This window comes from Streptomyces sp. NPDC055140 (assembly GCF_053607285.1).
This window is the reverse complement of record NZ_JBSGTG010000182.1, coordinates 1-1,630: the sequence shown is the minus strand read 5'-3', so window position 1 is coordinate 1,630 and position 1,630 is coordinate 1. Positions and strand designations below refer to the sequence as shown.

Genomic DNA, 1,630 nt, shown 5'->3' with positions numbered 1-1,630 from the left:
GCTCTGACCTGCGGGTTTCCAGGTTGAGCCGGTTTCCGAGGAGGGGCCCTACGCGCGGGCGCGCGAGGAGCCCCGAAATTTCGGTCCGTCAGATCACCTCCAGAGAGGCGGTCTTGCGAGACTCATACTGTGGTAGCACAGTGACTGTGTCAAGGCATACACTGTGCTAGCGACCTACACACTGACTCGCACACCCGAGGAGCCCTCATGTCCCTGGACCGGACACCCCCGTACCTCCAAGTCGCGGCCGAGCTCCGCCGGCGGATCGTGGCCGGGGAGCTGAAGCACGGCGACGCGCTGCCGTCCGTGCGCGACCTGGCCGCCGCGTACTCGATCTCGACCGCCACGGCCCAGAAGGTCCACCGGACGCTCAAGGACGAGGGCCTGGCCGAGGCGCGGCAGGGCGCGGCCACCACGGTGAGCACCCGGCGGACCCTGCACCGCACCGCCGCCGACCGCCTGGAGGCCGCGCTCACGACGGGCCGGATCTACGCCGACGGCGAGTACGCGGTCATCACGGGCGCCGACCTGGCCGAGCCGCCGGAGTGGGTGGCCGGTCTCCTCGGCATCGAGCCCGGCGGCCAGGCCGTCCGGCGCCAGCGCGTCACCCACAACGCCGACGCCGACCCTGTGTCGACGAGCACCAGCTGGTTCGCGGGCGAGCTGGCCGCCGCCGTTCCCGCGCTCCTGTCCACGGACCGGATCACCGGCGGGACGCCGTCCGCCATCGAGGCGGCCACCGGCCGCCGGGCCGTCGCCTCCGAGGAGGCCAGCACCGCCGACGCGGCGACCGAGGAGCACGCACAGCTCCTCGGGATCGCCCCGGGCTCCCCGGTCGCTCTCAGCCGGAACATCTACGTCGACGCAGAGGGCGAGCCGGTCGAGGTTGGCGAGTCCGTGGCGCCCGCTGGCCGTTGGCGCGTGCACCGCAGCAACTGACCGCCGTACGACGAAGCCCCGCCGGACCCCGGCGGGGCTTTTCCGTGCCCACGGCCCGCACGCGCCAGTCTCCGGCCCTGTCCGGCGTTCCGGCGGCCCGAGAGCCGTACGGCCCGCTGAGCGGCCGTCAGCGGGCCGTACAGGGACGCCTAGGGCCCGTAATCCTCCGTGGCCTCCCCTCACGCGGCTGCGACGAGCGTGGGGCGGTGAAAAGACGGCTGGCGGGGAGGGAGGGGTGCCCGGCGGGGCCCACGCTGCCGTCTCCCGGCCGATCACGGGGCGGGCCGCCGTACCGCCGCCGTCACGGATGGCAGGCGCGTACGCGGCCCTGCAGAACCGGAGATGGGCGGGCGGGGGTCACCTGCTGCCGCGATCGGGCCGGGCCCGGTGTGGTCGCTGGCGCGTCGGTCCCGGTCTCGTCGTGGCCGATGCGCGCTTCGTTCAGGCATCCCGTGCCGGGAGCCCCCGCGGCTGACCGGTCCGCCGGCCAAACCGCGCGGCAGGCGGACCTACTCCGACGAGTCCGCATCGAACAGCGTCGGCTCCGGGCGCCGGACACCCGGCGGCGGAGGCAGCAACGGCCGACGCCCGCTTAGCGTCCCCGGCCGCACCACCTGTCCACGGGCCGGAGCCGTGGGGGGGCGGGGCGGCCCGGCGGCGGCGGCGCGCGGGGCGCGGGGAGAGACGGGCC

General features: G+C 75.1%; 1 protein-coding gene. It reads left to right on the top strand.

Annotated features, from left to right (window positions below; translation table 11 throughout):
* Positions 1–207 precede the first annotated feature (207 nt).
* A complete protein-coding gene (locus tag ACWFR4_RS48815) occupies positions 208–939 on the top strand; it encodes a GntR family transcriptional regulator (RefSeq protein ID WP_386227496.1) in 732 nt (243 codons plus the stop codon).
* The last annotated feature ends 691 nt before the right edge of the window (positions 940–1,630 follow it).